Annotated in this window: 27 protein-coding genes; 19 read left to right on the top strand and 8 right to left on the bottom strand. The window is 41.9% G+C overall.

Annotated elements, in window-relative coordinates:
• Positions 1 to 87: 87 nt before the first annotated feature.
• Positions 88 to 1308: a site-specific integrase gene (locus R3O62_RS07530; protein WP_317472386.1), complete on the bottom strand. Its 1221-nt coding sequence runs from the start codon at positions 1306 to 1308 to the stop codon at positions 88 to 90.
• 590 nt (positions 1309 to 1898) lie between these two features.
• On the opposite strand from R3O62_RS07530, the gene R3O62_RS07535 reads away from it, so the two are divergent.
• From R3O62_RS07535 to R3O62_RS07595, 13 genes are all read left to right on the top strand, one after another.
• Positions 1899 to 2225 carry an ArsR/SmtB family transcription factor gene (locus R3O62_RS07535; RefSeq protein WP_028897916.1) on the top strand — a complete coding sequence of 109 codons (327 nt, stop codon included), beginning with the start codon at positions 1899 to 1901 and terminating at the stop codon, positions 2223 to 2225.
• Positions 2226 to 2302: 77 nt separating this feature from the next.
• Complete coding sequence (locus R3O62_RS07540; RefSeq protein WP_005800948.1) at positions 2303 to 2536, top strand: thioredoxin family protein; 234 nt, start codon at positions 2303 to 2305, stop codon at positions 2534 to 2536.
• Positions 2537 to 2545: 9 nt separating this feature from the next.
• Positions 2546 to 2989, top strand: coding sequence for a nitrophenyl compound nitroreductase subunit ArsF family protein (locus tag R3O62_RS07545; protein ID WP_149917206.1), 444 nt, complete (start codon positions 2546 to 2548; stop codon positions 2987 to 2989).
• 1 nt (position 2990) lies between these two features.
• The gene (locus R3O62_RS07550; RefSeq protein WP_317472385.1) at positions 2991 to 3698 is read left to right on the top strand and encodes an aromatic aminobenezylarsenical efflux permease ArsG family transporter; all 708 of its coding nucleotides are present in this window, start codon (positions 2991 to 2993) and stop codon (positions 3696 to 3698) included.
• Positions 3699 to 3732: 34 nt separating this feature from the next.
• Entirely contained in the window at positions 3733 to 4059 is a 327-nt protein-coding gene (gene arsD / locus R3O62_RS07555) for an arsenite efflux transporter metallochaperone ArsD (protein ID WP_005800952.1), read from the top strand.
• Between the two features lie 25 nt (positions 4060 to 4084).
• Positions 4085 to 5797, top strand: a complete 1713-nt coding sequence (arsA, locus tag R3O62_RS07560; protein WP_005800953.1) for an arsenical pump-driving ATPase — start codon at positions 4085 to 4087, stop codon at positions 5795 to 5797.
• 4 nt (positions 5798 to 5801) lie between these two features.
• Complete coding sequence (locus R3O62_RS07565; RefSeq protein WP_122333754.1) at positions 5802 to 6230, top strand: arsenate reductase ArsC; 429 nt, start codon at positions 5802 to 5804, stop codon at positions 6228 to 6230.
• A gap of 12 nt (positions 6231 to 6242) precedes the next feature.
• On the top strand, positions 6243 to 7289 hold the full coding sequence (arsB, locus tag R3O62_RS07570) for an ACR3 family arsenite efflux transporter (RefSeq protein ID WP_317472384.1): 1047 nt from the start codon (positions 6243 to 6245) through the stop codon (positions 7287 to 7289).
• 142 nt (positions 7290 to 7431) lie between these two features.
• The gene (locus R3O62_RS07575; protein ID WP_028897911.1) at positions 7432 to 8292 is read left to right on the top strand and encodes an RteC domain-containing protein; all 861 of its coding nucleotides are present in this window, start codon (positions 7432 to 7434) and stop codon (positions 8290 to 8292) included.
• Positions 8293 to 8492: 200 nt separating this feature from the next.
• The gene (locus R3O62_RS07580; protein ID WP_028897910.1) at positions 8493 to 8852 is read left to right on the top strand and encodes a helix-turn-helix domain-containing protein; all 360 of its coding nucleotides are present in this window, start codon (positions 8493 to 8495) and stop codon (positions 8850 to 8852) included.
• The gene (locus R3O62_RS07585) at positions 8815 to 10854 is read left to right on the top strand and encodes a bifunctional DNA primase/helicase (RefSeq protein ID WP_317472383.1); all 2040 of its coding nucleotides are present in this window, start codon (positions 8815 to 8817) and stop codon (positions 10852 to 10854) included. The genes R3O62_RS07580 and R3O62_RS07585 overlap by 38 nt, the downstream gene beginning before the upstream one ends.
• Positions 10855 to 10866: 12 nt before the next feature.
• Positions 10867 to 11145: a helix-turn-helix domain-containing protein gene (locus R3O62_RS07590; RefSeq protein WP_007483899.1), complete on the top strand. Its 279-nt coding sequence runs from the start codon at positions 10867 to 10869 to the stop codon at positions 11143 to 11145.
• A 379-nt stretch (positions 11146 to 11524) separates the two neighbouring features.
• Positions 11525 to 12046, top strand: coding sequence for a dihydrofolate reductase family protein (locus R3O62_RS07595; protein ID WP_317472382.1), 522 nt, complete (start codon positions 11525 to 11527; stop codon positions 12044 to 12046).
• A 103-nt stretch (positions 12047 to 12149) separates the two neighbouring features.
• On the opposite strand, the gene R3O62_RS07600 is transcribed toward R3O62_RS07595, so the two are convergent.
• The 7 genes from R3O62_RS07600 to mobA all read right to left on the bottom strand — a co-directional run bounded on the left by R3O62_RS07600 (position 12150) and on the right by mobA (position 21569).
• Positions 12150 to 14231 carry a DNA topoisomerase 3 gene (locus R3O62_RS07600; protein ID WP_317472381.1) on the bottom strand — a complete coding sequence of 694 codons (2082 nt, stop codon included), beginning with the start codon at positions 14229 to 14231 and terminating at the stop codon, positions 12150 to 12152.
• A complete protein-coding gene (locus R3O62_RS07605; RefSeq protein WP_317472380.1) occupies positions 14228 to 14416 on the bottom strand; it encodes a hypothetical protein in 189 nt (62 codons plus the stop codon). The genes R3O62_RS07600 and R3O62_RS07605 overlap by 4 nt, the downstream gene beginning before the upstream one ends.
• A complete protein-coding gene (locus R3O62_RS07610) occupies positions 14413 to 15933 on the bottom strand; it encodes a DUF3945 domain-containing protein (RefSeq protein WP_317472379.1) in 1521 nt (506 codons plus the stop codon). The genes R3O62_RS07605 and R3O62_RS07610 overlap by 4 nt, the downstream gene beginning before the upstream one ends.
• A 184-nt stretch (positions 15934 to 16117) precedes the next feature.
• On the bottom strand, positions 16118 to 17806 hold the full coding sequence (locus tag R3O62_RS07615) for a hypothetical protein (protein WP_028897904.1): 1689 nt from the start codon (positions 17804 to 17806) through the stop codon (positions 16118 to 16120).
• 64 nt (positions 17807 to 17870) lie between these two features.
• Positions 17871 to 19883, bottom strand: coding sequence for a conjugal transfer protein MobC (gene mobC, locus R3O62_RS07620; protein WP_317472378.1), 2013 nt, complete (start codon positions 19881 to 19883; stop codon positions 17871 to 17873).
• Positions 19884 to 19902: 19 nt separating this feature from the next.
• The gene (mobB, locus tag R3O62_RS07625; protein WP_413958306.1) at positions 19903 to 21147 is read right to left on the bottom strand and encodes a conjugal transfer protein MobB; all 1245 of its coding nucleotides are present in this window, start codon (positions 21145 to 21147) and stop codon (positions 19903 to 19905) included.
• Positions 21132 to 21569, bottom strand: a complete 438-nt coding sequence (gene mobA, locus R3O62_RS07630; protein WP_005926230.1) for a conjugal transfer protein MobA — start codon at positions 21567 to 21569, stop codon at positions 21132 to 21134. The genes mobB and mobA overlap by 16 nt, the downstream gene beginning before the upstream one ends.
• Here mobA and R3O62_RS07635 point away from each other — a divergent pair.
• The 6 genes from R3O62_RS07635 to R3O62_RS07660 all read left to right on the top strand — a co-directional run bounded on the left by R3O62_RS07635 (position 21568) and on the right by R3O62_RS07660 (position 24667).
• Complete coding sequence (locus R3O62_RS07635; protein WP_317473057.1) at positions 21568 to 21771, top strand: hypothetical protein; 204 nt, start codon at positions 21568 to 21570, stop codon at positions 21769 to 21771. The genes mobA and R3O62_RS07635 overlap by 2 nt on opposite strands.
• Positions 21772 to 21926: 155 nt before the next feature.
• A complete protein-coding gene (locus R3O62_RS07640) occupies positions 21927 to 22256 on the top strand; it encodes a hypothetical protein (RefSeq protein ID WP_317473058.1) in 330 nt (109 codons plus the stop codon).
• Complete coding sequence (locus R3O62_RS07645) at positions 22253 to 23014, top strand: ParA family protein (protein WP_028897900.1); 762 nt, start codon at positions 22253 to 22255, stop codon at positions 23012 to 23014. Before R3O62_RS07640 ends, R3O62_RS07645 begins: the two co-directional genes overlap by 4 nt.
• 4 nt (positions 23015 to 23018) lie before the next feature.
• On the top strand, positions 23019 to 23489 hold the full coding sequence (locus tag R3O62_RS07650) for a DUF3408 domain-containing protein (protein ID WP_317473059.1): 471 nt from the start codon (positions 23019 to 23021) through the stop codon (positions 23487 to 23489).
• Between the two features lies 1 nt (position 23490).
• Positions 23491 to 24204 carry a hypothetical protein gene (locus tag R3O62_RS07655; RefSeq protein WP_317473060.1) on the top strand — a complete coding sequence of 238 codons (714 nt, stop codon included), beginning with the start codon at positions 23491 to 23493 and terminating at the stop codon, positions 24202 to 24204.
• A gap of 166 nt (positions 24205 to 24370) precedes the next feature.
• The gene (locus R3O62_RS07660; protein ID WP_317473061.1) at positions 24371 to 24667 is read left to right on the top strand and encodes a DUF4134 domain-containing protein; all 297 of its coding nucleotides are present in this window, start codon (positions 24371 to 24373) and stop codon (positions 24665 to 24667) included.
• Positions 24668 to 24762: the final 95 nt, after the last annotated feature.

Raw genomic sequence — 24762 nt, forward strand, 5'->3', positions numbered from 1 at the left:
TTCTGGAAAACTTACTATAAAAGAAAAGGATTGAGAAAATGAAATTCATTCTTCCCAATCCTTTTTCTATATTGGCTACTGCCTCTATTATATAGCCAATTCCGACAGGCAGCTATTTACTTTTTGCATATCCTTGAAAATATTCTGATCCAATACCCTTGCATAGTGTTTTGTTACGCTTGTATCTACATGACCTAACATCTTAGCAACATTCTCCATACTCACGCCATTTGCAAGGCAAATGCTTGTGGCATAGCTATGACGGGCGGTATGTGTGCTAAGATTTTTATGAATTCCGCACACATCGGCAATCTCCTTCAAATAACTGTTCATGCGCTGATTGCTCAATACAGGCAATAGTTTTCCGGTACACTCTGCCACGTCCTTATATTTATCAAGTATGGAAGCTGCCACAGGTAACACAGGAATGTTACACATGATTTTGGTCTTTTGGCGGTTCTTCCTTATCCAAAGTTCCCCTTTGTTGTCTTTTACCAAGTGTTCGGGTGATAAATCTTTCACATCGCTGAACGCCAAGCCAGTAAAAATGCAAAAGACAAAAACGTCACGTACCTGTTCTACTCGTTTAATTGTGAACTCTTTAGCGAGAATGATTTTAATCTCGTCCATTGTCAGAAATTCAGGATCGGTTTCTTCCAGTTTGAAGCGGTAATAAGCAAACGGATCTTTCTTTATCCAGTCGTTTTCTAAAGCAATGCGGATAATCTTCTTCAAATTCTTCAATCGGGTGATAGCAGAGTTCTGCGCACAACCTTTTTCAATCTTCAAAAAAGCATCGAACTTAGAAATAAAATTAGCTTCCAAGTTGTTTAGAGTAATATCCGATAGCTGATATTCTTTCTTAATGAATTCCTCCAAATATCGGGTAGTGGTTTCATACCGTTGAACGGTCTTACTTACAAAGTCTTTGCCGATCAACTTACGGCTTTGTTCGTTATGCTCTCTGAATACCTGCAATAGCGTTTTGTTATCTTCGTCCACACCATAAAACAACTTTCTCACAAGATCAACAGTAATAACTTTGCCGGAAGTTTCCAGTTCTCTATAAATTTGGTGTACGTGTGAACGTGTAATTTCTAAGTAGTGGTTCAGTTCCACCGACATACGGTCTTTGCCTTTTGAATTCTCTTTTGCCTGATTCCATAGGTTTACGGGACAGCTTCTTTTGATAGAAATATCTACCATACAGCCGTTTACGGTGATTCTCATGCACACGGGTGCTTCTCCGTTCTTTAATAATTTGCCTTTCTTGATGAAGAACAATACAGAAAATGATTTTCGAGCCATTTTTACATCGTTTTTAAAGTTACAAAACTATGTATTCTCTTCCAAAGTAATTCTATGCAAAAGACTATGAATCAGTGAGAAATATGCAAATTCGTGGGACTTTTTTGAACTAAATTTTAGTCCCACGATTTATCCACCGATAATATGCTTGAAACGGCTGTTTTCTGCTACCTGCCAGAAAAAAGAAATCCCTGATAATGTCTGATTATCAGGGATTTGCTTGATTTTTCTTGTTGTTTCCGTGATCCGCCTGGGTCTTTAACCCATCCGGTTCACAGTCCTAAATATCAATATTTTATCTATCTTTACCCTTTTAAGGGGGTACGATTTGGACACTGACTTTTTTATGCGTTTCTGTCTGCTTTTGGCAGATGTCTGTCTCCATTTATCTTGGGTTCAAAAGTACGCATTCGTTTTGAATTATGCAAGTGTTTGATTATTAATATTTCAACTTAGGTGCAAGGTGCAAGCTATATATATAGATATATACTTGCACCTTGCACCTATCCGAAAAAAATATGCCGTAAAATTTGGCTATTAAAAATATTGTTCGTAGTTTTGCGAACAACAAATAAGAAAGGAGAATTGAAGTGAAAGAGAAACAGTACACAGCAGAGCAGGAACAGATTGCTCGTTTTGCCAAAGCAATGGGGCATCCGGCACGAATGGCTATTCTTGCTTTTTTGGCAAAACAAGATAGTTGCTTCTTCGGTGATATTCACGAAGAACTGCCTATCGCTAAAGCAACCGTTTCGCAGCATTTGAAAGAACTGAAAGAAGCAGGGTTAATTCAGGGAGAAATAGAAACGCCAAAAGTCCGGTATTGTATAAACCGTGAGAATTGGGAACTTGCCCGAAAATTGTTTGCAGCTTTTTTAGGGGATTGCAAATGTAAAGGTACATCGTGCTGTGAATAGCAGTACCTTTTTTTTGGAATTAATGTTCGTAGTTCTACGAATTACGATTATTATATTAACTTTAAAGTAAAATGATAATGGAAATTAAAGTATTAGGAACTGGGTGTTCAAGCTGTAAAGCCTTGTACGAAACCACCAAACAAGCTATTTCAGAATTAGGTTGCGATGCAACCCTTATCAAAGAGGAAGATTTATTGAAAATCATGGAGTATAACATTTTAGGGCTTCCGGCTTTGGTGATTGACGAGAAAGTCGTATCAGCCGGAAAAAAGTTATCTCTTGCAGAAGTGAAAGAGTTAATAACAAAATAAAAATGAACTATGAGAAAATTATTTTATCTACTGATTGCAATGCTGGTCTTAGTTTCCTGTGGTAATGGTTCAAAGAAAAAGACCGGAGAAAACCAAGCGGAAGAAATACAGTCTAACCGCATAGAAGTTCTTTATTTTCATGGAGCGCAACGGTGTATCACTTGCCGGGCGATAGAAGCAAATACAGTAGCCCTTTTGGATAGCCTTTATTCCAAAGAAAAAGCAGACGGTAAAATTATCTACAAGGTGATAGATATTTCAAAGAAAGAAAATGAAGCGATTGCAGACAAGTACGAAGTTACATGGTCGTCTTTGTTCGTAAACGGCTGGAAAGACGGCAAAGAGAATGTAAACAACATGACCGAGTTTAGTTTTTCCAATGCGAAAAATGCACCGGACAAGTTTAAAGAGGGAATTAAAAGCAAGATTGACGAATTGTTAAAACAGTTGTAAGATGGATTTTCTTCAATCGCTATTAGATAACAGTTCTATTCCTGCTATTACAGCTTTTATATTGGGGATTTTAACGGCAGTCAGCCCGTGCCCGTTAGCGACCAACATAACGGCAATAGGATTTATTAGCAAGGATATAGAAAACCATCACCGAATATTTATAAACGGATTGCTTTATACTTTCGGCAGAATAGTAAGCTATACAGTTCTTGGCTTTATCCTTATTCCTATTCTCCGTGAGGGGGCAAGTATGTTTATGGTTCAAAAAGCTGTAAGCAAATACGGGGAAATGCTGATTGCTCCGGCGTTAATCATCATTGGAATATTTATGCTCGATATAATAAAACTCAATTTGCCGAAAATCAATATCGGCGGTGAAAGTTTGAAAAAGAGGACTAAAGGCGGTTGGGAGGCTATGCTATTGGGGATTTTATTCGCCCTTGCTTTTTGTCCTACCAGTGGAGTATTTTATTTCGGTATGCTTATGCCCTTGTCAGCAGCAGAAACGGGCGGGTATCTCTTACCTGTAATTTACGCCATTGCTACGGGATTGCCCGTAATCCTTGTTGCATGGATTTTAGCGTACAGTGTTGCCGGACTGGGTAAGTTTTATAACCGGATGCAAATATTCGAGAAATGGTTTCGTAAAATAGTTGCCATCCTCTTTATTGCGGTAGGAATTTATTATGCAGTAGTCTTTTATCTATAAATAAACATAGAGTATCATTTTAAATAAAAACAGTATGAAAAAGATAGAAATTTTCGACCCGGCAATGTGTTGCCCTACGGGTCTTTGTGGGACAAATATCGACCCGGAATTAATGCGTATTGCAGTGGTTATTGAAACATTGAAAAAACAGGGTATCATCGTTACCCGCCACAATTTACGTGACGAACCGCAAGTGTACGTAAGTAATAAAACGGTAAATGAGTATCTGCAAAAACATGGGGCGGATGCTTTGCCAATTACTTTAGTGGACGGAGAAATCGCTGTTTCACAAACCTATCCTACCACCAAACAAATGAGTGAATGGACAGGTATCAATTTGGATTTTATGCCAGTAAAATGAGTATTCACCAGCTAATTATATAAAAATGAAAACATTCAATTTATCAGATATAGATTTGACGAAATACCTTTTCTTTACCGGAAAGGGCGGTGTAGGAAAAACTTCTATTGCCTGTGCTACTGCGGTAGGTTTGGCAGATAATGGAAAGAAAATACTTCTTATCAGTACAGACCCGGCTTCCAACTTGCAAGACGTGTTTAATCAAACACTGAACGGACACGGCACGGATATTCAAGAAGTCCCCGGCTTAACAGTCGTTAATCTCGACCCGGAACAAGCCGCAGCCGAATACAGGGAAAGCGTTATCGCTCCTTTTCGGGGACAACTGCCCGAAAGTGTTATTCAGAATATGGAAGAACAACTTTCAGGCTCTTGCACGGTAGAAATTGCGGCTTTTAACCAGTTCTCCGATTTTATCACGGATGCCAATAAAGCAAAGGAATACGACCATATCATCTTTGATACAGCCCCTACGGGACACACGTTACGAATGTTACAACTGCCATCAGCGTGGAGTACATTTATTAGTGAGAGTACGCACGGTGCATCTTGCTTAGGTCAATTATCCGGTTTAGAAGAACGAAAAGGCATCTATAAGCAAGCTGTTGAAACACTTTCGGATGCAAACGCAACCCGCTTAGTGTTGGTTAGTCGTCCCGAAATCGCACCATTAAAAGAAGCCGCACGTTCTTCACACGAATTGCAATTACTGGGAATTAAAAACCAGCTATTGGTAATTAACGGGCTTTTGCTGCAATTAGATGAAGCCGACAGCGTATCGAAACAAATATATGACAGACAGCAAAACGCCCTGAAACAGACCCCTGCGGAACTGCTGGCATATCCGTCTTATTATGTTCCTTTACGGTCATACAATTTATCTAATATTGCGAATATCCGCCGGATGCTTCACGATGATAATTTAACAAATGATGCGAATTATCAGCGGATTACCGATGCCAAAGGGTTAGATGAACTGGTAAACGACCTTTATCAGTCAGGGAAAAGGGTTGTTTTTACTATGGGAAAAGGCGGCGTGGGAAAAACCACTTTAGCCACTGAAATAGCCCTGAAATTAACAAAACTGGGCGCAAAGGTACATCTTACCACCACCGACCCGGCAAACCATCTGAATTATAACCTTGCTGTTCAGGCGGGCATTACAGTAAGCCGTATTGATGAAGCGGAAGTTTTGGAAGCCTATAAAAACGAGGTTCGCAGTAAAGCAGCGGAAACAATGACTGCCGAAGATATGGAATATATAGAGGAAGATTTACGTTCACCGTGTACGCAGGAAATCGCAGTATTCCGGGCTTTCGCTGAAATTGTCGATAAAGCGGAAAATGAAGTCGTTGTAATTGATACCGCACCTACCGGACACACTTTGTTATTGCTGGATGCAACGGAAAGTTACCATAAAGAAGTGCAACGTACACATGGCGATACTCCCGCTTCGGTAAGAAAACTGTTACCACGTTTAAGAAATCAGCAGGAAACGGAAGTCGTTATTGTGACCCTGCCCGAAGCAACACCCGTATTTGAAGCCGAACGTTTGCAAATGGATTTACAACGTGCCGGGATTAATAATAAATGGTGGGTTGTAAATGCTTGCCTGTCATTAACTGACACCGAAAATTCTTTCTTGCGGGCAAAGGCGCAAAATGAATTGATTTGGATTAAGAAAGTAGAAGAATTGTCAAAGGGAAATGCTGCCCTGATAGCTTGGAAAAATAATTAAAAACATGAAGATTTTAATTCTTTGTACAGGGAATAGCTGTCGCAGTCAAATGGCACATGCCTTTTTGCAATCATTTGACAATAAACTGAATGTCTTTTCAGCAGGAACAAAACCTGCTGAAAAGGTCAATCCGATGGCGGTAAAGGTTATGGATGAAATGGGTATAGATTTAACCCACCATACCCCTATAAGTGTAAACCTATATACAGGGCAGGAATGGGACTATGTTATTACGGTCTGCGGTGGGGCAAACGAAAGCTGCCCGATGTTTACGGGTAAAGTAAGAAACAGACTGCATATAGGATTTGACGACCCATCAGAAGCAACCGGAACGCCGGAGTTTATAAACAGTGAATTTCATCGGGTACGGGATGAAATAAAAGCCCGTTTCTATGACTTCTACCTGAACGAATTAAAACCACAATTAAGCTAAATAGTTGTTGTTATGGAAAAGAAACAAGGAATTGGATTTTTTGAAAAATACCTGACTATCTGGGTTGCCTTGTGCATCATTATTGGAATTGCTGTGGGACAATGGCTTCCGGCAATTCCGCAAACATTAAGCAAATTTGAATATGCCAATGTGTCTATACCTGTGGCTATCCTGATTTGGTTGATGATTTATCCGATGATGCTAAAAGTGGATTTTCAAAGCGTTAAGAATGTAGGCAGGCGTCCGAAAGGAATAATAGTTACGTGCGTTACAAATTGGCTGATAAAACCGTTTACCATGTTCGGAATAGCTTATTTATTCTTCTATGTGGTTTTCAAAGCCTTTATACCTGCCGGGTTAGCCGAAGAATATTTAGCCGGGGCGGTATTATTGGGGGCTGCACCCTGCACGGCGATGGTATTTGTGTGGAGTTACTTAACGAAAGGCGATGCCGCTTACACGCTGGTACAGGTTGCGGTAAACGATTTAATCATATTAGTAGCATTTGCGCCTATTGTAGCTTTCCTTTTAGGGGTTGGCGGCGTATCTATTCCGTGGGACACCCTGTTGTTATCCGTAGTATTATTTGTTGTGATACCACTTGCTGCCGGGGTTATTACCCGTATAATGGTTATTCGTCGCAAAGGAGTGGACTATTTCAATAACGTATTTATTAAGAAATTTGATAATTATACGGTAGGTGGACTGCTCTTAACGCTTATTATCCTGTTTTCATTTCAGGGAGAAACGATATTGAACAATCCCCTGCATATCTTATTGATTGCAGTTCCGCTTGTATTGCAAACGGTTCTGATATTCTTCGTTGCTTACGGGTGGGCAAAATGGTGGAAATTACCCCATGATGTTGCTGCACCTGCCGGAATGATTGGGGCAAGTAATTTCTTTGAATTGGCGGTTGCTGTGGCTATTTCTCTTTTTGGTTTACAATCCGGGGCTGCATTGGCTACGGTAGTTGGTGTGCTGGTTGAAGTTCCGGTAATGTTGATGTTAGTAAGGATTGCCAATAATACACGAAGCTGGTTTCCGGCTACAAAATAATAATAGGACAAAAGTCCTAATCTAACTTTATCGCAAAAAGGCTTGGTGCTGGAAATGTTTGTTTCTAACATTTCCGGCATTCTGCCTTTTACAAAAGTCAGAATAAAGATACATTTTTCGGCATTAAGACAACCGTTATAACATGAACAATGAAATCGATTTTGAAGAATTTATAAGAAACATAGACTGTGCTATCTATGAAAAAATAGATGTTGATAACTGGAATATTTCAATAGAGGCAGTTCTCGATGTCGTAGAGTTCCTGCAACGGTCACTCGAAGATTTGAGGACATATATTGTCAATCATCCTTTCAGTAGCAAGGAAGAAGAAATTTATTTCTTCAAACACATCAAACCGGAAGTATTGAGTAGATTATTATACTTTACAGAGATTTACAATACCGAAATGCGAAAACCACATGGAAGTATTGAAGTCTTAAAAAAGTATTATAACGACAGATTGGATGAATTGACTTCCTATTTTGAAAGTAATTTGGATTTTTACCAATATTACCGTTCTAAAGCGACCCACTTAGACAATCATTATTTTGTACGGGGGCATATTGATTTTAAGCTGTGTCCGAATTGTGTACCTTATGACCGTGACCCGGAATTTTCCACTTGTTACGACCACAAAGCAGCACAAATATTAGCGAATGACATGCTTTGTATTTATCTGAATAAAAAGCTACATGGGGTTGATAAGCAAGTAATCATCGCAAAAAGTCGGTCTTTCTTACCGGAACACCCTTTTCGGTGGACTGCAACAAAAATAGCCGCCGTAGAATTAGGCTACGCTATCTATGCGGCAGGTGTCCTGAATAACGGACAAACGGATATAAAAGAAATTATGACTTTTATGGAAGCATCGTTTCAAATCGACTTAGGCGACTATTACCGAACTTACATAACCATGAAAGACCGAAAAAAAGACCGGACTTCTTTTCTAAACAGCTTAATAAAAAGCCTGCTTAAAAAGATGGATGAAGATGATAACCTTTAAACAAAAACAACCAAGTTCATACCAACTTGGTTGTTTTTGTATCTCCTGTTTTTAAAGGTATAATTCTATCCAAAAGCCTATTATTATCCCTGTTTTCCTATATTTTACCTCAAAAAATAAATCTTCCAACTTGGAAATAGGTTGTAAGTTTAGGTTATGAAAAGCCTGCACCTTTGCATCCAAACAATTATAGTATAATTATGGATGTAATAACCGTAGAAACAAAAGCCTTTAAGGAATTGATGGCAAAGATTAATGTGATTGCCAATTATGTATTTTCTCGTCAGGACGACTGTAAGGAGAATGAAGATGATATTTGGGTGGATAGTTACGAAGTATGTACTTTCCTGAAAATAAGTGACCGTACCCTGCAACGGCTCCGCTCCAAAGGAGAAATTGCTTACTCTACCATCAGGGGACGCAATTTCTATAAAATCGGAGAGATTAAGCGGCTGCTGGAAAGCCGTTTGATAAAGAGCAATGACGAATGTATGCGTAACCTGATAACCAACCACAAGCTATATGTTAAGGAAAGACGAAATCTTAGAAAGGACAAATAACGGTCTGAACGTGTTCAAACACTACATTTCTGGTACATGGCGGGTAGGTCGTAACTTCCTTAATCCGTTGTATGAGGACAGCAAAGCGTCCTGTAACATCTATTTCGACCGCCGGAGCAATACCTATAAATTGAAAGATTTCGGGAATGACAGTTATTCCGGTGACTGTTTCTTTTTCGTGGGCAGGCTCAAAGGGTTGGATTGTAACAATTCAGGTGACTTCATCAAGATTTTGCAGATTATTGACCGGGATTTGTCGTTGGGGATTTCAGAGGGTAATCCGATACCTCTACCCCAACCATTTAAAGAACAGGAAAAGCCTGTGCCTGTTCCAGTAGAATGTACTGGCAGACCGTACACATTTAAGGAGAGGAAATTTACCGCTTCCGAACTGGAATACTGGCAACAGTACGGCATAACCCCTGAAATACTGGAACAGTATAAAGTCTGTTCGGTCGTCCAGTTCCAAAGTAAAAATTCAGAGGGTAATCCGTTTTCCTATACTTCCACTAAGGAAGAACCCATTTATGGGTATAAAAGCAAACGCTTTATCAAACTGTACAGACCGTTTTCAAGAACACGTTTCCTGTATGGCGGTAACATCGGCGAGAATTATTGTTTCGGACTGGAACAACTACCCAGCAAAGGCGACACCCTGTTTATAACAGGTGGAGAAAAAGACGTCCTTTCACTGGCTGCAAAGGGATTTCATGCGATTTGTTTCAACAGTGAAACGGTAACCGTCCCGCCGAATATCATCTATAAACTTACGTTCCGGTTTAAACATATCATATTGCTTTATGATATGGATGCGACCGGAACAGAAAGCGCAAAGAAGCATGAGAAACAACTCTGTGAATACGGGGTGAAACGGTTGTTACTGCCTTTACAGGGAACTAAAACGGAAAAGGATATTTCCGATTATTTCCGGGCAGGCAACAGCCGGGAAAACTTTATCAAGCTATTTATCGACTTCTTAGATACAATCTATAATGAAACAATGACTATGCTTAAATCGTGTGAGATTGATTTTAATAATCCTCCGGCAAAAGCGCAGGAAATTATTTCGGCGGGTGACGTTCCACTGGGAACACAGGGGAACTTGTGTTGCATCACAGGCGGAGAGGGAACAGGGAAAAGTAATTATGTGGCTGCACTTGTGGCGGGTTCAATCCGCCCAGCAAATGTTCAGGTTGATACGCTGGGTATCAATGTAAGCGAAAATACCAAACATAAAGCCGTCCTGCTTTATGATACGGAACAATCGGAAGTACAACTGTTCAAGAATGTAACTAACTTGATAAAAAGGGCGAAACAAACAGACAAGCCTGATGAATTTAAGGCTTTCTGCCTTACGGGTATGTCTCGTAAAGAAAGACTTCACGCCATTGTTCAGAGCATGGATAGATATTATTACCAGTACGATGGCATTCAGTTAGTGGTGATAGACGGTATTGCTGACCTTGTGCGGTGTGCCAATGACGAAGCGGAAAGCGTGGCAATCATAGATGAATTGTATCGACTGGCAGGAATATATAAAACCTGCATCATTTGCGTGCTGCATTTTATTCCCAATGGCTTAAAGCTCCGGGGGCATTTAGGCTCGGAACTGCAACGCAAAGCGGCTGCTATCCTTTCGATAGAGAAAGACGAAGACCCGGCTATGTCTGTGGTAAAAGCCCTGAAAGTAAGGGATGGCAGCCCGCTGGATGTTCCTTTAATGCTCTTTTCGTGGGACAAAGCAGCCGGAATGCACCTTTACAGGGGTGAAAAGACCCGTGAGGAAAAAGAGAAACGCAAAGAAAAGGAATTGGTCGGGGTTGCCCGTGACGTGTTCGGCAGACAGGAACACATCACCTACATAGACTTGTGCGAACAGATACAGCAGATTTTGGACGTGAAAGAACGCACCGCAAAAAGCTATATCCGCTTCATGCGAGAAAAGGATATTATCATCAAAGACCCGTCCAACCAAAGTTATTTTATGATTGGTTCAATTTAATCAGATAGCCTTATGTATATAGACAAAGACGATTTTACCGCATGGATGGAACGTATTATGGATAGGTTCGATATGCAGGATAAGAAGATAGACCGAGTGATAAACGGACGTAATTGTTTGGACGGGGAAGAACTACTGGATAATCAGGACTTGTGCCTGCTTCTGAAAGTAGCTCCCCGAACACTGACCCGTTACCGGAAAAAGGGAATACTCCCTTTCCTTATGCTGGATGGCAGATGTTATTACCGTGCAACGGATGTACACAAGTTAATTCGGGAGAAAACCGATTAATTTTTTCTTTTCTAATGGCTTTCAATCCTGTTTTGTCGTGAGATAAGGCAGGATTTTCTTTTTCCGATTCGGGAATATCCGGGACTTTCTGTATATTTGCAACAGTTTCATATTAGACGATAATAGTTGAAGTTAAAGAACTTCACTTTTATATATAACATAACGTTCGCAGAACGTCTTGACACAGAAAACTGGTAATTTTCAAAAAAGACAAGACCCAAAGCGCAATGTTTCATGCTGTATGTGCATACGGCGTGGACTTGCCTATCTTGTCTTTTAGGTATACCAGTGCCTCTGTGTCGGGATAGCGTGGGTTCACGCTTCTTTTTTGGATGTACTGGCGAACAGTTTGCAAATATGAACTGTTAGATACCAACTTATGAAACATTTGAAAACCTGTATTGTAATCTCTCTTGATGGATTTGTAGCCCGAAAAGATGGAGATTTAAACTGGATGCCCGGAAATATAAAGAAAGAGATTTCGGCAGCCTATGAAATACCCTCTGTTTTTATTGCTGGGGTGAATACTTATAATATGATTTTCAGGAATTGGGGCGGATGGCCGTATAAAAGTAAAAAGACTTTTGTAGTGTCCCATTACGACACCAATGTTACTCGTAAAGATAATGTTACCTTTCTTACCGATGTGCCTTTACGGGCTATCAATGAACTTAAATCAAGTTCGGAAACGGATCTTCAGGTCATTGGCGGCGGTAAGTTTATAACCTCGCTGATTGAAGCGTCCCTGCTGGACGAAATAACGCTGTATATTGTCCCTGTCATGTTGGGGGACGGTATCAAGTTCATAGGAAAGACTTTCGGGTCGAAGTGGGAACTGACCGGACATCGGGTGATAGACAATCAGGTAGTTTGCCTGACCTACCAATATAAAGGAGAGTAATTAAAAAGCACCCGGTATCCCTCCGGGTGCTTCAACCACAAAAATTTCAATTATAAATCTATCTATAATGAAACTTTCTGTGGCAAATATAGCTATTTCCAGCTTATTTCTTCGGCTTGCCTTTCTTTTCAGGAAACACGAAAGTAACATTAAACTGTTCGTCAAAAGCGAGTGAAGCGTCAAAGACTTTACCATTCTTGCTTTTAAAGCCTTTAATTAGCCCGGTTTTCCCGGTCGTCACCAGTTCGGTAATCTGTTTGTCCGTTAGCTGCTTGTCGCTCTTGTTGCGGAAGATGGTAACGGAACAGTCCACATTGGAACACTTGGCGACTTTCGGATAAAACAAGATACGTCCTGTTTTACATTTCGGGCAAATGCAACCACTACCCGAAGCAAAAGAAAGCTGAACGTCCAAAAGTTCAGCCGTGATTTGCCTTGTGTACACCTCGATACCTTTGCGGAACGTGTCGGGGGTCATTTCCCCGCTTTCTATTTTGGCAAGCGTATTTTCCCACATACCCGTCATTTCCACGTCCGCTATTTTCTTGTCCCGGATGATATTGTAAACAGCAAGCCCTTTCTCGGTCGGGACAAGGTTCTTTTTCTCCCGGACGATATACTGGCGGGAAAACAGCGTTTCGATAATGGCTGCCCGTGTTGCGGGCGTGCCGATACCCGTATCTTTCATGCTTGCTTTTAGTTCTGCGTTTTCCAGTTCCTTACCCGCCGTTTCCATCGAAGAAAGCAAGCTGCTTTCCGTGTGTAACGGCTTGGGCTTGGTCTGCTTCTCCAACAGTTCAATACCGGAAAGCGGCAGACTGTTACCGTCCTGCATCACAGGCAAAGTGGCGTTATCTTCCCCGTCCTCTTTTTCGCCGAATACGGCACGCCATCCGGCAGATTTGGTTACAGACCCTTTGACCGTGAAAAGCGACCCTGCACATTCCAGCGTTACACTGGTAACGTCTTTGACGCATTTTTCAGAAAAGGCTTCCAACATCCGTCCGGCTATCAGTTCATAGATTGCCTGTTCGTCCGTTTCCATCTTGCCGGGCAGATTTTCCGTTACTATCAAAGCGTGGTGGTCTGTTACCCTGCCATCGTTCACAGAACGGGAATTTAAGGCTTTGCCTTTCATCCCTGCGGCATACACGGAAAAGCGGGCGTACTGTTCCAAATTAACAAGACGTTCCGGGATTTCCTCGAACACGTCCTGTGATATATAACGGCTTCCGGTTCGGGGGTAGCTGATAAGTTTACCCTCGTATAATTTTTGTGCGATGGATAATGTCTTGTCTGCGGAGAAATTCAATTTTGTATTCGCTTCCTTTTGCAGCGTGGTTAAATCATAGAGCAACGGCGGTTCTTGGTTCACTTCCTTACGTTCTACGGTTTTCACCCGTACCGTTTCCGCTTCCTTTATCCTTTGCAGTGTGTCGATGGCGGTCTGCTGTGCATCGTATTTTTCTACGGATAGGGCAGAAAAAGAGATATTGTCTTTTGCCGACTGTAATTTCAGTTGCCAATACTTTTGCGGGACAAAGTTCTTGTTTTCCAAAAAGCGGGTGCATATCATAGCCAACGTGGGCGACTGTACCCGTCCCAAAGAGAATATTCCTTGTCCGGCTGCCACGCTTAAAGCCTGTGTACCATTTATGCCAATTAAATAATCCGCTTCGCTGCGTGCCTGTGCCGAAAGGAAAAGGTTATCATACAGGCTACCGGCTTTCAGGTTTTGCAGTCCCTCACGGATTGCCTTGTCCGTAAGGCTGCTTATCCATAAGCGGACAAAGGGCTTGTTGCATCCGATATACTGGTAGATGTAGCGGAAGATAAGTTCCCCCTCTCTTCCTGCATCCGTAGCGACTATTATCTTGTCCGACTGGCTGAATACCTCTTTGATTACCTTTAGCTGTTTCAACGCTCCGGGGTCAGCCTTGTACCCCTTATCCGCTTTCACTTGCCGGGGTGTAAGTTGAAAACTCTCCGGGATGATGGGCAGGCTTTCCCGGCGGAAACTCTGTATGCCGTAGGCTTCCGGCATTGCCAATCCTACAAGATGGCCGAACGCCCAGGTAACGAGATACCCGTTACCTGAAAGGTAGCCATCCTGTTTTTCACTCGCTCCTAAAATGCGGGCAATGTCCCTTGCCACACTTGGTTTTTCTCCGATTACTGCAATCATTCTAATTTCGATTTTAATTGTTCCACTTCTTTTTGTCTTAGGATTTTCCGGTCATAATAGATGTGATAGCCATCTACATAAAATTGTCGGTTCTGCTCGTCTATGGCTTTCCAGTTCGTTTTGTAACAGGCAATGAGAAACAGGACGAAACCGATAACCGGGATAAGGATTAATACCGCTATCATCTTTTGCGTCCCCTGCTTTGTTTGGGTTTGTCCGTCTGCTCCTGCTTCTCCTTTTTATCCTGCTTGGTTTTCTGTTTTTCAGTGGGCTTGTCCTGACCCTTTTTCAAAGGTTCTTTCACTTTCTTGGTGGCTTCGTTGGTCTTGCCCTCCGAATTGACTGCTACCTGTGTGCGGTTCTTGCTTGCCGGAGTAATCTCTTTCACGGCGGAACGGTCAAAACTGGGATTGTCGCTGTAAAAGCCGAGTTTCTTCTTGTCATGGTTCACCTGAATATAAGCATCGTATTCGACCCCTCTCTTGTCTTTCAGCCCGGCAACAAAGATGGTCTTGTCATCGACTAAATCCTGCTGTTGCTGGCGTGTCAGTTCTATTCCTGAAATGCTCTTGGGGATGGTTACACCGTCACTGGTGACAAGGTTGTTCGGCTGTTCCTGTTTCTGCCGTTGCTCCTGTGACTGTTTGGCATTGGGATAGATAAATTCCAAACTTTTCTTGTCGGCATTGACCTGAACGGTTGCGGAAAAAGGATTTTTACGGTTGGAAATCATGTTTTCAAGGAATACACCCTTTCCCTCCCGTAAGGTTTGCTGCTGTTCCTTACTAAGTTTGACACCCTTTATTTCATCGGGGATTTGGACGCTGCTTGCACGCATGGAAACCAGCTCGTTTGTCACCTTATCCACGCTGACGAAAGAAGGTATCATTTCTCCCGTGATATAGTTTTTCAGGTTCACTATCCGTCCCATATTGCCCGTTTCAAGAAGATTGGCTTTATCCTCTTTGGAAAATTCATGCCCGAAGAACGGGCGTTCAAGTTCCGGCTTTTGGCGGATGCCGTGTATCGCCAAAACCACATTCCCGTCCTTATCATGCCGGAAAGACAGGCGTGCGTCCAGTTTCATAATGGCGGAATTGTAGTTTCCTACGATGGAGAACGCACCGGGTGACTTGTACCCCCTTAGCATGGGTTCTAAAGCCTTTGCCTTTTCAAGCTGTTCTTTGGAAAGCCCGAAGTTTTTCAGGGCTTCCCAGTCCACCTTGTCAGGGTCGATAACATACTTGCTTTTGTCAGGTTGCTGCGGTGCTTGTGCCGTTGCTTCCTGCTGCGGTTGCTGTTGTGTTTGGTTCGGTTGTTCATTCTTCACCCCCTGTTTCAGCGTTTCGGGTGTTACCCGGTAACGTTCTATCTCCGCTTCATTCTTGGCGGTCGGATGGTCGAAGTTGTCCCTGATTATCGGTGTAATCTTGGGAAGTTCAATCTTGGGGATTTTAAAGAAGTTGAAGCGGGTCGGGTTCTTCAACTGGTTCATCATGTTGGAAAAGAAGTTGGAAAAGAAATCGCCGTGACGGTCGAATTTCAGAAGTTCGCTGTTGTTTTCCGGCGGTACGGTTTGGAGTTCCCCGTTTTCATCCACGCCTTTCACTGCGCTGATTGTCTTTTTCTCCTTATCCAGTACAAGAAGAATATCCATCATCTGTTCGTCAGTGGTGGACTGGTTGGCTGTGTTTACATCCATAACTTTTTGAATTTTAGTGAGTAAATAAAAATTTCGGAAGTAAAAGTAAGGATGAAATAGAGTCTATTTAAGGATTTGGGAACGGGTGGCTTCATTTGTCCTCGTTTGGCTTCATTAGTCTACACAGAAGTATATAAAAAAAGCAACCTCAATGAGATTGCTTTTTATTATGGCACAAAAAAAACTATTTTTTCGGTATTATATTTTTAGGGTTTTCATTTATAAACAAATCTTCTAATGTTGAAATAGTCTCTATTACATCTTTAAAAATATCATCAAGTATTTGTTGTTTAGGCTTAGTTTCTAAATTAAAAAAATCAACTATACTTTTTCGATTACTTTTATTAGAGCTTTTTCTATGAGCAACATCACGAGAGCGTAAATCCTGCAATTTCCTTAAAAAGTTAAACATATCAGGAATTGGATATTTTTGGGACAAAATAAATAGCTCAAATTTATCTATACCAGCTTTAACATCTTTCAAACTATCAAACTTCTTTCTTTTTAGAAAATCTACTACTTCTTTTTTCTCAATACAGACATTTTTTATTAATTCTTCCTGATTTAGAGAGTCTATAAATAATTTTACTAAAGATAAAATTTGCTCGTCAAAATCCTGCTCGTTATCTAAAGTAGTCAAGCAATGTAATGTTTTAAATCTATGTTCATCTTCATTTATTAGAGGTAGAAACAAATACCAACCGTATATTTCATGCCATTTCTTATTAAAAGATTTATACTTCTGCTTAAATACAAAATCAGGGCTTATGGGATTACACCAAACTCCATTAATCCATCGTTGATAAGCTGTATAACTTAAGCATCCTTTATGGGGTGGAGCTATATTAAACCCTTTCCAATAGGATTGTTCCTTATAATCTAATGTTCCTAAATCAACTAACATTACAACAACATACTCTTTACAATTATTATCAACCTTTAAACTCCATGAACCATCACAAGTAATAAGACCATCACTAACTGTGTATTTATTGGGGTTGTTATAATACTTATTTAATACATCTTTAGAAAAAAATACAGGCGTTAGTTCTAACGGTTCATTTTCTTTTTGAACGAAGTAATTTGATAGAAAATCCTTATTGCAAGTATGTAGTAATTCTTCTCCATTATCATCATATCCAATTATATAATCTAAATATTGATTATTATCACGTTCAAAAGGGTCATAGTCCGTCTTTTGTTCGTAGCGTAAAACACATTTCCCCATTATCCAACCACAAGATTTTTTTTCTTCATTAAAATACTCAAACATATTCGTATAATTATATATATAATTATCTTCCTTTATTATTTGATTATTAACAGGAATAATATTGAGTTCTGAATACGTTGAAGAACCGTAATTTTCTATATCAAAGAATATTAATAGATTAATTTTTCTTATCGCAAGATAATCCTTTACATATTTAGCTTTGATGTATAATGATATTTTAGATAGTTTTGCTACGACCTCTTCTGAACCATTATTCATAACAACATAGTTCTTTTCTTCTTCTGAAATGTATTTTTCATGCAAATTATGATACAATCTAAATTCTTCGGATAGTTCAATATAAGATGGATGTGTACCATAACCATCCCTATAAAAAACAAAAGGTTCACATTTATTGTGTCCCAATCTATCATAATTCACAATAGGCTTTTTATTTACATACCTTACAGAAACACCCGGCATTCCATCCCCTCGCGGTAAATCCCAACAATAGTTACCCAATACTTCTAATACATTTTCATCTGTTACTAATGCAGAATGTATTCCAATATCACTAACTGTTATCCATCCATTCTCTATAAACTTTTTAGATATTCTATCTTTTATATCTTGGCATAAAACATAATTTCTTTCATCCATAATTAGTAAATTTATAATTTCTCCAAAAGTACAAATAATACTATTCTTAAAGAAAGGCAAATGCTTATTCTTCAACATCTTTAATCAAATGTTGTAAATCAGGGTCGTTCTTTATCCGTTCCATTTCGTCCGTGACAATCTGTTGGACTTCCTGCTTGACCCGGTTGTAATTTGCCTGTATTTCTTCCTGCATCCGGTCGTTCCCGTTTTCGTCCCTAAAATCTATAATTTGGGGCAGTTTCTTGTAACTGGATGTTTCCCGCTTCACTTTCTCGTTATCCACCACAATTTCAGCATGGAATATTTTCTGCTCTATCCGTTCATCGAAATTGTCGCTGACCGCACCCACAAACATACCCTGTGTGAGATTGGATATTTTACTGGGTGGTATCAGGCTATCCATCTGCGTGCTGATAGAGGTTGATTTGTCATTCCGGTTAATAGTCATGCTTTGCCGTTTTTGCAGTACCTTTCCGAAACGGTCTGAAAGCGTTTTTGCCGTTTCAGAAACCACCTGACCGGAAAAGATATTACCCACTGTATTTTCAATTACTTTGCTTTCCTTGTCCCCATAATCCCGGCGTAACTGGCTGAAATCCTGAAAGCCCAAACAGACCGCAACCTTGTTGCTTCGTGCCGTTGCTATCAGGTTATCCAGTCCCCGAAGATATACTGTCGGCAACTCGTCAATTATCACGGAACTTTTGAGTTGGTGCTTCTTGTTTATCAGTTTCACGATACGGGAATTATACAGTCCCAAAGCACAGGAATAGATATTTTGGCGGTCGGGATTGTTGCCTACTACCAATATCTTAGGTTCTTCCGGGTTGTTTATATCCAGTGAAAAATCATCACCTGTCATTACCCAATATAGGGCGGGTGAAATCATCCTTGAAAGCGGGATTTTAGCACTTGCAAGCTGCCCCTGCAACTGGTCTTGCGCATTCGATTCCCATGCGTCCATGAACGGTGAAAGGTAGTTTTCCAGTTCGGGATAACTGGTTAAAATTGTGAACGTATCGGCATATTTCTTGTTCAGAAATTCAATGGCGTGCGGAAATGTACAATACTTGCCACCCTGATAGATTTTCAAAAACCATATTATAGAAGCGAGCAGGATAATCGGGCTTTCCACAAAGAAATCTCCCTGCTTGGTTATCCAACTGCGGTTCAAATTTAACATGATTGTATAACTGGCTTCGTATGCGTCTGATATGTCCGTCATAAACGCCGGATTTATCGGGTTGCATCGGTGGCTTTTACGTGGGTCGTCAAAGTTAATCATGTAGAATTTAGGCTCCACCTTATACCCGTCTAAATGGCTGATTAAGTGATTGTAAGCTATCTCTGAAAGGTCAGGAAATTTGTAGTCATAAATATAAACAGCAAAGCCTTTTTCGATTTGCTGTTTTATGTAATTATTGACTATCGCATACGATTTTCCCGAACCGGGTGTACCTAAAACCATGCTTGCCCTGAACGGGTTTACAACGTTTATCCATCCGTCATTCCATTTCTTTTTGTAGTAGAACCGTGTCGGCAGGTTGATGGAATACTCGTTTTCTATCAAGCGTGTTTCCTGTGCAAAACTTTCATTCTCGGTATTAAACACGTCATCCATCAGGTTATTTTTCAACAGGCGGGAAATCCATACTCCGGCAGCCAACAGGGAAAGATACCCGGCTGTCATGGTAAAGATATACAATGCCGTGTTTGCCGCCAGTGGCAACGGCATAACCAACAGCCACCAATTCAGGAAAAACAGGATAAAACCGATTGTCAGGAACACATAAATCTTATTCCATGTGATTTTTTCCTCTTTCACTCCTTTTGTACCTAAACAGGAAAGCGCAAGGAACACCACCGAAAAAAGTTTGGTGTACAGGATATTGGAGAACAGCCCGGCGGTACGCTGGAAGTTCAGCAGGATTTTATCGACTACCCCGATATTGATACCCCACTCCCGGAACGACTGGTAACAAAACCAGTAAATGTTTATCACTACAAATAAAATACTGATTGCCCGCATAAAGTCCATGACTTTTGCCAGTCCTCTTAAATCATCTTCGTTCTGCATAATTGAATTTTTAGGATTACTAAATACGTTTTTGTTTCTTCTTCTTTTTCTTCTTGGGTGACGGAACTTGGCTGTTATTGGGCGGTGTATCATTCCCACCAGATAACAAACCGAACAGTCCGGCAACGGTTTTACCCGTCCCCTCTGAAAGATGCCCGGTCGGGTTATTCCCTTGCGTATGTTCCTGCATTTCCGCTTTGCTGTTTCCCGTAGTAAGAGTGCGGGAGCCAGTAAACAGGTCGTTGAACACATTGGCGGAAAAGTCTTTTCCCAACCGTGAACCGTTCAGGACGGTACGGCTTTCATGGTCGATGAATGTTACACCGTATATCCTGCCTGTATCGTTCTGCCGGAAAAGTACATCTATACCTTTCTTTTTCAGTTCTTGTTCCAGTTCCTTACGATTACGGGCGGATTTCATCACTGCGCCGACTGTCCGGCGGGTGCGCTCTTTCAGGTTTTTGTCTTGAATGTCCTTTGCGGATTTCTTGATGTGTCGTTGGATGGCTTCGTAACCTACCGACTTTCCCAAAGAGGAAGATTTTAACGGGTTTCCCTGCTTTTCTCCTGTGTCATTGGTTACCGAATAGACAATACCGTTATAAGGTTTACCGTTCACTTCCCCTTTCACTTCTTCCGCCTGTACATTATATATAGATAGCAGGGCTTTGTACTCCGTGAAACTTTGGAAACGGTAACTGCCGACAAGGGCTTTCACCGTATTGGATAACTGGTGCTTTACGTCCCCTGCCCGGTAGTCCACCTTTTTAAGTTCGGGGCGTTCGGTTGCCTGTTTCTTCTCTGCCGGATGCAGCCCGTACTTCTGTTCCAGTTCACGGGTGATTTGTTTGCTGCGGATATGCTCGAACTTGTCGTTTATCTTTTTGCCCGTATCATCTACCCGGATGGAAACGATATGTATATGGTGTCTTGCTATATCTTCGTGCTTGTAAACCATATACGGTTGATTGCCATACCCCAGCTTATCCATATACTCTTTGGCAATATCCGCAAGCTGGCTGTCGGAAAGCACATCGTCCGGGTGCGGGTTCAGGGAGATATGGATAATCGGTTTTTCCGTTTTCAAGTCTGCGGGCAGGTGCATATCGAAACATTCCATACATCGCCGGATGCTGAAATTCCCATCCTCGCTCTCGAACATCCGGTTGCTTAAAAGTACCTTTCCCTGCTCTTCATCGACCTTGTTTTGGTTGTAGGAAAGCGCACCGAACAGGGAACTGCCTACACTTATCTTTGCAACCATCTTGTTTCAAACTCACGGGTCAGTTCAATAATTTGGCGGTTCAGGTCGGCAAGTTCCATCGTTGCCTTTTCCAGTTTATAGAGAAACGCGAGTGCTTTCTTCTCTGAAAAATTGGTATTGAGAGCCTTTACCACCTGATTGTAATTCACGGCGATACCCCTGTATTGGGAATATAAAGCGGTCAGCCGGGTATAATATTCTACTGCCGCCTTGTCTATTTTAATCACTTTGAACGGTTCGCCGAAGATGCGGGCGGTGATAAAATGCGCTTTCGTGCGCATACCGGATTGGTCGAACAATGCCAAAAAGCGGGCGTGGTCTATCGCATTGAAGCTGATAGAGTACCTGAACACTGCCGGGTCTGCTTTGGGCTTTCGTCCTGCGCCACCCGGACGGGGCGCATTTTCATTTTTCTGTTTCATGCTACATTTTTTTAAGGGTTACGACTTCGGAGTGACCCTATCCCGGCTTCGTCCGGGCAAGGCGTTCAAAGCTGCTGAAAGAATTTTAAGCAGCGCAGAACACACCTTGCTATTTGCCAGTGCAAATAAAAATCCGCCTACGGACGGATTGGAGTTAGCGGATATTGGAACGCTCCCGACACCGGGGGCTTGGTTAGCCTGACCGATACCTTTCGGTTGCAAAGTAACGGGTATTAAAAATGCTGTGAAATAGTGGGTTATAGGACAAATGAGGACAAACAGGGACATTTGAGGACACCTTTCAAAAGGGACTACTTTTCTGTGTTTATTTGTCCCGAATTTAAGAAAGAAAGCAATATGGACGGATGGAAATACGTAACGGAAAACGGACGGAAAGAAAGCGGTTTTGTAATCTTGAAAACAAGATTTCAAGATTGCAACCTTTCAAGAAAGCAGGAAAGAAAACCAGATGGAATGATTGAAAGAAAACAGTCATTCAATCGGGAAAGCAAACTGTCTGCAAAGAAAGCAAGCTGTCTTTGTAGAAAGGTAGCAAGAAACAAGGAAAGAAAAAAAGAAGTCATTCTCTCTTTCGGAGTTTCAACATGGAACGAAAGAAAACCATCCGTCAATCTGTACGGATGGAATGAAATAAAGATATATCACAAAAAAGAATTATTACAATGAAGAAAGAAACCTTGTATGTGGCTTTCTCCACCCAAAAGGGCGGGGTCGGCAAAACAACGTTCACCGTCTTGGTGGCAAGTTACCTGTATTATCTCAAAGGGTATAACGTGGCAGTCGTGGATTGCGATTACCCGCAACATTCCATTTCCGCCATGCGCAAACGGGATGCCGAACAGGTGAACAGTGATGAGTATTACAAACGGCTTGCTTTCAGCCAGTTCAAAGCACTGGGAAAGAAAGCGTACCCTGTCCTTTGCAGTTCACCGGACGAAGCGATAAAAACGGCGGATGAATATCTTGCGTCTGCCGGGATGGACTATGATGTGGTCTTTTTCGACCTGCCCGGAACGGTAAATAGCGAGGGTGTTATCAATTCCCTTTCAGGGGTGGATTATATTTTCACCCCCATAGCCGCCGACCGGGTGGTATTGGAAAGCAGCCTTTCGTTTGCAGTGGCTATCCATAAACTGCTGGTAAAGAATGAAGCGTGCCGACTGAAAGGGCTGCACCTGTTTTGGAACATGGTAGATGGACGGGAAAAGACAGACCTCTACACCCTGTATGAACAGACTATCGGGGAATTGGAACTACCCCTTATGAAAGTATTTATCCCGGACACGAAACGATTCAAAAAGGAACTGGACGCACAGCGTAAAACCGTGTTCCGTTCTACACTGTTCCCGGCGGACAAACGGCTGGTAAAGGGCAGCAACATGGAAGAACTGATAACCGAAATCGCATACCTTATAAAACTGTAACGATATGGCAAAGCAAAGCGGCGGGAAACCGCAAATTGACGAGGATTTTATGAAAGAGATTATTTCACAGGGCTTGCCCGTGAAGAAACAGGAAACGCCATCGGTGACGGTGAAAACGGAAATAGAAACACCGGATAAACCGGATGATAAAACGGGTGCAGTGGAAACGGCAGATAAACCGGAAATCAAGGCAGAGCCAAAGGAAGAAAAGGCATTGAAAGAACCTGCACGCCGGAAAAAGAACGCTCCGGGTGACTACCGGGAAACCTACTTCATGCGGGTGGACTTGACCGACCGCCAGCCGTTATATGTCAGCCGTGCCACACACGAAAAGCTGATGAAGATAGTAACCGTTATTGGCGGACGCAAGGCAACCGTCAGCAGCTATGTAGAAAACATCCTGCTCCGGCATTTCGACCAGTTTCAGGACGAGATAAACGAACTGTACGAAAGCAAATTTGAAAAGCCGTTCTGATATGTTGAAGTGGTTTATTATCGGAACGCTCCTGTATTACGCCGTTCTCTTATGGCGATACCGGGATAGCTTGGGAACATGGTTTAGGGGTAGGAAAAAGCAGCCGGAACAACCGGAAAGCAAACCGACTGTGAAAACAGGAAACGGTGATTCTCTTGTAGGTGCAAGCCGTTACCGGATGGGACAAATGAGGACAAACGGGGACATTTTAGGACACCTTTCAAAAGGGGTTGATAATGCTTCTATATTTGTCCCGCAAAGCGAGGAAACGGTAACGAAAACGCTTGATAACGAGCTGGCAGATGAAAAAAACGCCGATACCCCGCAAGCGATTGAAACCGAGTTTGAGATGGAGTTTGAAACAGAAGATGCGGAAGAAACGGACGTTTCGCCGGATGAAATTGAAGCGGAAGAAATCGCCTGTTACATGGGTGACGGTGAGCCTGAAATGGCACAGGGTATCACGCTGGGGGAACTGGGTCAAATGGTACAGGTCATTCAGGTGAAACAAGCACCCGAAATGGAAGAACGGCAAGCGGTACAGACTATCTGCCGGACGGAAACAAACCTGTTTTATTCGCTGGTAGAACAGATTAACGGGGGCAGGTCACGGGTGGCGGAACTTTTACAAAAGCATGAGATACCCGTACCCGCCACTGTTCCGGCTGCCGGAAATGATGAAATGGCAGCCTTCGACATGAACGATTTTCTTTAATAGTAAACTTTAAATAAGTAAGATGATGAAACAAAGAGATTACGGTTAAAAACAAACTTTTCCGAACACGGGGAACATTCCCCGCAACCACAAAAAATCAATTATTAATCACTCCGCCGGGCGGACTATCCAACCGTCCGGCAATTAAAAAATCAATGTATTTATAATGAAAAAGAAAGTTCTCTTTTCGGCAGCCGTTCTTTTGGTTGCATCCTCCGCTTTTGCACAGGGTAACGGCATGGCGGGTATTACCGAAGCTACCAACATGGTAACCAGTTATTTCGACCCGGCGACAAAGTTAATTTACGCTATCGGTGCGGTGGTCGGCTTGATTGGCGGCGTGAAAGTGTATGGAAAGTTCAGCAGTGGCGACCCTGACACCAGTAAAACGGCGGCTTCGTGGTTCGGTGCATGTATCTTCCTGATTGTGGCTGCCACCATCCTACGTTCATTCTTCCTCTAAAGAAATGGGCTATGGCAGACTATCCGATTAACAGGGGAATAGGCAAGCCAGTTGAATTTAAAGCTGCGCACGTAATGGTTCTTTGGCAAATGCGT

This window comes from Bacteroides hominis, from assembly GCF_033042785.2.
GTDB lineage: Bacteria > Bacteroidota > Bacteroidia > Bacteroidales > Bacteroidaceae > Bacteroides > Bacteroides hominis.